This window comes from Pseudoalteromonas sp. SR43-7, from assembly GCF_014163785.1.
GTDB lineage: Bacteria > Pseudomonadota > Gammaproteobacteria > Enterobacterales > Alteromonadaceae > Pseudoalteromonas > Pseudoalteromonas distincta.
In genome coordinates, this window is record NZ_JACJDY010000004.1 from 226523 (window position 1) to 233431 (window position 6909).

Sequence of the window (6909 nt, forward strand, 5' to 3'; positions counted from 1 at the left end):
TTCACTCTTCTTCGATGCTGTTAAGTTTTTTCTCAGCTTGTCTAAGAAGTTGCTTCATGATGAGAGGACCTTCAGAAATTTTAGAAATTGCAGCTCTACAGTCATCTTTAAGACTTTGCTCTTTACCATCCTTTGCATATTTCAATGCCAGCACTATATTTTTAAATGATACGCAAAAATACTTAACCTCAGAGGTTTCATATTCTGTCTCTTGTGATTTAAGGCTCTCATAAAGAGAACCCCCCATATCTGGATTGTCGAAAGCTTTTGTAACTTGGTCGCTAAACTCTCCGATAGTTAACCCAATTGAGTATTCTGGTGATTCATCATAGGCTATAGCCATGAACAAGAGGATGTGCTGAAAGTTTCTGATTTTTACTCTATACACTAATTCAGCTAGGTAATCAGGGATATACCTTGTAAGAGTGGTTTTTACAGTGTTTCCAAAGTAATTAGCGGCCTTTAAGGAGTTACCATTGGAGTCTAAATAAATCCAAACTCCTTTTGATGAGCGAACTTTTTTTAGTGTGATATTATTTAATATGTCGCTGTTTTTTGCAGCCTTAGCTCTGATTGTTTTTAATGTATTTTGAAAGGTTCCAGGCGTGCGGTATTTGACGCCATCTTTGGAAGAGCATAACCAGAGCTCACTTTGTTTTGTAACTTCTCTCGCCCTACAGGTCATACTAAGTGCTATTTTTAGGCAGGTCGCAGCATCAATATCCTGTTCTGGGATATCTTTTAGATCGAGTAAAGACCCCTCAGCCTTTCTTGTTTTAGCATGTCTAGCTCGGGGCTTTAAGGCCCTGAGTCTTACAGAACCTTCATCAGTTACTTGGATAAATTCATGCCCGTGACCACCTGAATATACTTTCACCCTATACAGCGAGTAAGGGTTGATACCAAGCTCTTCAACAATGATGACTTGCATCGCGGAAGCTACTGAAGTTGTTAATCCAAGGTATTGTTGAACTTCATTTATACATCTAATTCCTTCTAGGTTGTGTTTCCCCGTACCATTTATGAAGCAGTCATAAAAGTGATCGAAGTAAGCCACAAGGTTACTTACTCTTTTTGGGGTTGAAGCAATTCCGCTTGAAAATGGATTGCACTCTTTTTCCCATGCCCGATGATTTTTTGAAGTGACTGTTTTCAATGTTCGAAGCTCGGGATGCTTGAGGAATTCAGACTTTTCACTGTTCGATATTATCAGGTCACGATCTTTAAACTTTCGGTAAGCTTCGTAGACTATTTTCCTTGCTTCTTTAAGTAAGAGCTTTAGATTACTGTCAAGTTCATCGGCTAGCTCTTTTATGAAATCAGGTGTGTTTCTGAATAGGTTTTTTTTTCGTTCATCATAAACGTCAGTGGTACATAGGAGAGGGTTGTTGACTGTAACCTTCATGGTTTTTGTGCACCTCCGTAGGTTGTCTGGAAAGTCTGTATTCTTAGGTATAAGATTATGGTCCCTAAGGACCTCAATGGCATTTTTTACGTTTTGAAACTTTCCGTAGGCAGAGTTTCTGGAGAACTTGCGTAGTAGGTTGTTCCTGAATTTAAGTAGCGATCCTTCGATTACCTTTGGATGTTCGTACCATCTTTGGTGCTCAAAATATACAAAGTTTAAAAAGTCATTTAGTGGACCTCTGTGGTGTTTTACTATCTTGAAATTGTAGACATGCTCTTTTAACCTCACGACTATTTTAGCAGAACAGGTTCTTGATAGCGTATCGTAGAATTCTTCGTCAGCACTGCACTTTTTAGGCTTGATCTTGCTTAGATACTTAGTAGGAATTACCTGAGTCTTATAAACTTTATATTTAGCGTTAAAATTGGGCTTCTCAGGGAAGCGCAAGTCGCCCGTGATTATTCCTTTATTTACTAATAGTGACATTAGGTTGTAAATTTCGGAGAGTTTTGTCAGAACCACATGGTTTGTGTAGTTTTGGCACAGGTGTGTGCGGATATATACGAGAACCTTTGTTAGTTCAGCAGCGTCACCATTTCTTATGGGGGATTCTAGTAGTCCAATGTATGTATCTACTAAGTTGATTACGTTGTTCCTTCCTTGGCGCGCCCGACTTCTGGCATACTTAACGAGCACTCTGTGTGACTCTGGGCATAGAGAGGCGGATAACGAGTTGAGTTTTACTTCGATTGACATCCCAAAATCCCTACTTGAAAATTTCAATTAGAAAAACTATGGTATCAATTATTGTATAAGTCAAATATATAGAGTAGGTTAATTCTAGTTGAAATGTATGATATAAAGTGACACTTTGAAATAATCCCACAAATAACGCAAGTTGTACTTGAGCGCCGCCCTGATGATGCCAGAGATATCGAATTTCCAGTAACTTGTCCTATTTGTGACTCTCATGTTGAAAAGGTTGAAGGCGAAGCTGTCGCTCGTTGTACGGGGGGGCTTGTATGTCCTGCACAACGCAAACAAGCAATTAAACACTTTGCGTCACGCAAAGCGCTGGATATAGACGGCCTTGGCGATAAAATTGTTGATCAGTTGGTAGACAGAGAGCTTATAAAAACGCCCGCTGATTTGTTTATTTTAAAACAAGGACATTTTGAATCACTTGAACGCATGGGACCTAAGTCAGCCAAAAATTTAGTAACAGCCCTTGAAGAGGCGAAAGGCACTACGCTTGCTAAGTTTTTATATTCATTAGGTATTCGCGAAGCAGGTGAGGCAACAGCACAAAATTTAGCTAATCACTTCCTTACCCTTGAAAATATAATAAATGCCAGCATTGATAGTTTAACGCAGGTAAGTGATGTAGGCGAAATAGTTGCAACACATGTTCGAGGCTTTTTTGATGAAGAGCATAATTTAGAAGTTGTTAATGCGCTTATAGAGCAAGGCGTAAACTGGCCAGCGTTGAGTGCACCTTCTGAAGAAGAACAACCGCTTGCTGGGCTTACTTATGTACTTACTGGTACGCTAAATACGCTTAATCGTAATGACGCAAAAGCACGCTTACAGCAACTAGGTGCTAAAGTATCTGGTAGCGTATCAGCGAAAACTGATGCGTTAGTCGCGGGTGAAAAAGCGGGTTCAAAACTGACTAAAGCCCAAGATTTAGATATCGACATACTCACGGAAGATGAATTAATTGAGCTGCTTCAAAAGCATAATGGTTAGGACGCAACAATGAGCCGATACGGTCCAGAATACTGGGATAAGTACGGAAGTTACCGAACTCCTATTGCATTTAATTTAAGTTTGCTTGTGCTATTACGTGGCTATTTTATTTGGGTGATTGCGGCTTTAAGTCGCAGGCCTGAACTTGATTTAATGTCGTTATTTTTTAAAAATAAAAATGATTTTTTTATTGCAATAGCAATTGGAAGTATCGCAATAATACCAACTATTTTATTTTGTTTACGCAGACCACGAGATTCACACAGTGCGAGCGATAAGTTAGCAAAAATATGGCGGCATATGCGCTGGCCCCTTATTGTATGTGCTGTTGTTGATTTAACATGGTTAAGTATTCAAGCCGCGCATAGCCATTATCGATTTTCATCATTTTTAGCAGTACAAATGATGATTGTTTTATGGGTATTGTGGTATTTGGTGAAAAGCCGTTATTTAACCGTTTTTTTTAATGATTGGCCTGAGCCGACAGAAAAAGCATCAGAAGAAAAAAAGCGACTTAAAAGGGATTAGTTGTGGACGCTGTAAATAAAAAAATAGCGATAGCTATATCGTTAATAGGGTTAGTGCTTATTATTTTAATGATTAGCACTGGGCTTTTAGAGTCTATGTGGTTTAAAGCGCTATTTGGGTTGTGGGTATTTGTTTTTTGCTCAAGCGTTTATAGGCTAACGCCCTTATTTAAATCAAGAAATAGGCTAGAGGATTTTATTCAGCGAGATGCCCAACATTTACTACTTTTTAGTTTGATGGGATTTTTTGATAAAAAGCATGGTCCAGATTGGTTAGTTATTGAGAGTATTGAACGCATAACGACAAAGGATGATGAGCTAATAATTTACAGTAATAACGAGCGCCAAATGAGTGTTAGTTTACCTGTAAAAAAAGCAGAGCTAGATAGTTTTATTAAACGAATACTTACCGACTCAGAAAAACAAAATATTACCTTTAGCTGAGGAGATTACCTTTAAAATTGAACGAGTTTTAGTTTTAAACGGTCAACACTCTTTAGCTGATCTTTAGTGTATTAAATAACGTAATAATTGACCGTACTTCTTATAAATTTATTAAGTACGGTTAATCAACTATTCAATGAGGCTATTATGTTGAAGTGGAATGATGTTATTAACTTTGCCACTAACGGCAATCCTACCCCAAGTAAAAAAGTAGTCAAAACTGACGAGCAGTGGCGGATGCAACTATCAGAAGATGAATATTACGTAACACGTAAGAAAGGAACAGAGCGCCCAGATAGCTCGGGTAGTTGTACATTACTTGAACCTGGCAAGTATGTGTGTATTTGCTGTGATAACCTATTGTTTGATGCCGATGAAAAGTTTGATAGTGGCACTGGTTGGCCGTCATTTACGCAACCTGCGACAATTGAAGCGATTGGTTATGTAAATGATACAAGTCACGGTATGGAGCGCATAGAGGTGGTTTGTAATGTGTGCGATTCGCACTTAGGCCATATTTTTCCAGATGGACCATTACCAACAGGTTTACGTTATTGCGTTAATGCTGCAGCAATGAAAAAGCTCTAATATTTTATTTACTAGCGCTTTGAATATCTAAATTCATTTCTTTTGCTATATGTAAAATCTTATCTAAACGCTGCGTCTGATCTGCTTGTAATTTAGTTTTATCAAGAAGGGCGTAGCATCTCCTAGCAAGATCCATATTAAATGAGCTGCCAGATTGCTTAGTTGAATCAAATAGGCACTGTAATAAATTAAGTGCGATACTTTGATTACGAGGCATGACTCTAAACGCTTGCGTAAAAGCTTCCAGCGCAGTATTTAACTGCCCTTTATTAAATTGATTAACGGCATGGTTATTAAGCTCTTTTGGACCCATTTTAATATCGCGTCGCTCACTTTGTTGCTGCTGAATATAACGCAAGTAAGTTGTGTCGCTAACTGCAGGGTGTCTTTCACAGTGGCTAATTATTTGTGTGAATAAGGTTTGCGCCTTCTGATGAAACCCCAGTTCATGAAATGCTTTTGCTTTATCAAGTGCTCCATCAACCGATCGGATATGAGTATCGTCGTCATCAAGCTGCTCAATTAGCTTTTTCGCTTTTTGATGCTCGTCTTTTAAGTAATGAAGTCGTGCATTTAGTACATCAATCTGAGCTTGATTTGCATTATTAGGAAACTGTTTTTTTAAATCATTAATGTACTGATTTGTTTGTCTAGAAATTCGTTGAATTTGATCAGTTTGATCAGTCGTTAACGCAAAGTCGATACCGGCACGTGCTGCATTCAAATATACATCGGGGTGGTCGTGTATTGAGTGCTTTGCAAAGGAGGCTATATCTTTTTGAGTTAAATAGCTTTTTTCGTAGTCGTGATTAATTAGCGACACATTACTTAACGATTTTTGGCGTGTGATGTTTCGCGGTGCAATGTCTGCTGCTTGACTTAAAAAGCTTTGTGCTAGCTCAAACTGATTTAGCTTTATTTCTAATCTGCCCAACAAATCAAGGGCTACTAAACGAGTTTCTTGGCGCTCTAACATTGTCTTGAGCATTCGCTGCGCCAAAATATGTTCGTTATTCGCTATAAGTGCCTCTACTAAACCTACTTTTGCCCAAGCAAATTTTTGAATATCGAGAACAGACTTAAAAAAGTCTTTTGCATCTTGAGCACGCTTTAAGCGAAGTAGGGCATCGCCTTTTAAGCGAAGTAGGATAGGACTGTAATTATTATTTTTTTTATCCAGAGCGGTATCAATAAATTTAATAGCTTTTGAATCGTTACCATCATCAATTAATGAATACACTGTTTGTAAGTCGTGTTTACGCTTTAAGATTCGTTCAATGCGTGTTTTAAGCTCTTGTACTGTAAAAGGCTTAACTAAAAAGTCATCTGGCTGCAGCTCAAGAACACTATGAACGAGTGAGCCACTTGTTTCTGCTGAGATAAAAATAAAGCCAGTCGAACTTTTTATGAGCTGCTTTACACGTAGCTCTTCATAAAGCTGGTAGCCATCTTGGTGTTTGTTTAAGTTGAATGAGCAAACTATTAGATCAAACTCTTCACTTAAACACTGCTCTTTTGCAGAGTTTGCATGATCAGCAAAGCGCAACTGCCGAAAGCCAAGCCTTTCTAACGATTGTTTCATATAGCTTTGAGCAAGTGGCTGCTCCTCTACTATAAGTATTTTGGCTTTTGAATAGATCTTAGTTGGCATTGGCTTAAGCGTAATTGTATTTAACACAGACTATAATCAACAGTTTAACTCCTTACAAGGGAATTTAAATGATAGCTGTATTTATTAGGTACTTAACTTTGCCTAATACGTTTATCTAACTACGAAAGTACTGAGCCGAATAACATAATTAAAAACCAAATAAGTAAAATGGAAACGCTATATTTGATGAGTGCTTTGATATGGAAATTTAGATTTTAATAAAAATATGAAATGTATTTAAGGTAAAAATTGGAGTTAAACGTATTTAATATGGGAAAAGTTATTACTAGAGAAGTTGTCTGATGGTATTTATATGTGGTGGGTGATTACTTGGCTTGATACCAGTGACCCTGGCCATTATTTGTAAAGGGTGGTGATGCTCTTTTTCTTACGGCTAAGTTAATTACACACGATTTATATATTGAGTTTTTATAAAGTTCTTAAATGTATTTAATATGAAAAGAAAGAGTTATTACTAGAGAAGTTATCTGATGGTATTTATATGTGGTGGGTGATACTGGACTTGAACCAGTGACCCTCGC

5 protein-coding genes and 1 pseudogene are annotated in these 6909 nt (G+C 37.7%); 4 read left to right on the plus strand and 2 right to left on the minus strand.

Going from position 1 to position 6909, the window contains the following annotated elements:
- Nucleotide 1 precedes the first annotated feature (1 nt).
- Nucleotides 2-2164, minus strand: coding sequence for a hypothetical protein (locus tag H5087_RS05055; RefSeq protein ID WP_182671374.1), 2163 nt, complete (start codon nucleotides 2162-2164; stop codon nucleotides 2-4).
- Between the two features lie 117 nt (nucleotides 2165-2281).
- Here H5087_RS05055 and H5087_RS05060 point away from each other — a divergent pair.
- The 4 genes and pseudogenes from H5087_RS05060 to msrB all read left to right on the plus strand — a co-directional run.
- Nucleotides 2282-3157 (plus strand): annotated as a pseudogene (locus H5087_RS05060) (helix-hairpin-helix domain-containing protein); the annotation flags it as partial.
- A gap of 9 nt (nucleotides 3158-3166) precedes the next feature.
- Complete coding sequence (locus H5087_RS05065) at nucleotides 3167-3685, plus strand: DUF2919 domain-containing protein (protein WP_138489372.1); 519 nt, start codon at nucleotides 3167-3169, stop codon at nucleotides 3683-3685.
- Between the two features lie 2 nt (nucleotides 3686-3687).
- Nucleotides 3688-4128, plus strand: coding sequence for a hypothetical protein (locus tag H5087_RS05070; RefSeq protein WP_182671375.1), 441 nt, complete (start codon nucleotides 3688-3690; stop codon nucleotides 4126-4128).
- A gap of 147 nt (nucleotides 4129-4275) precedes the next feature.
- Complete coding sequence (msrB, locus tag H5087_RS05075; RefSeq protein WP_002958586.1) at nucleotides 4276-4716, plus strand: peptide-methionine (R)-S-oxide reductase MsrB; 441 nt, start codon at nucleotides 4276-4278, stop codon at nucleotides 4714-4716.
- Nucleotides 4717-4720: 4 nt separating this feature from the next.
- On the opposite strand, the gene H5087_RS05080 is transcribed toward msrB, so the two are convergent.
- Nucleotides 4721-6367 carry a response regulator gene (locus tag H5087_RS05080; protein ID WP_029753297.1) on the minus strand — a complete coding sequence of 549 codons (1647 nt, stop codon included), beginning with the start codon at nucleotides 6365-6367 and terminating at the stop codon, nucleotides 4721-4723.
- Nucleotides 6368-6909: the final 542 nt, after the last annotated feature.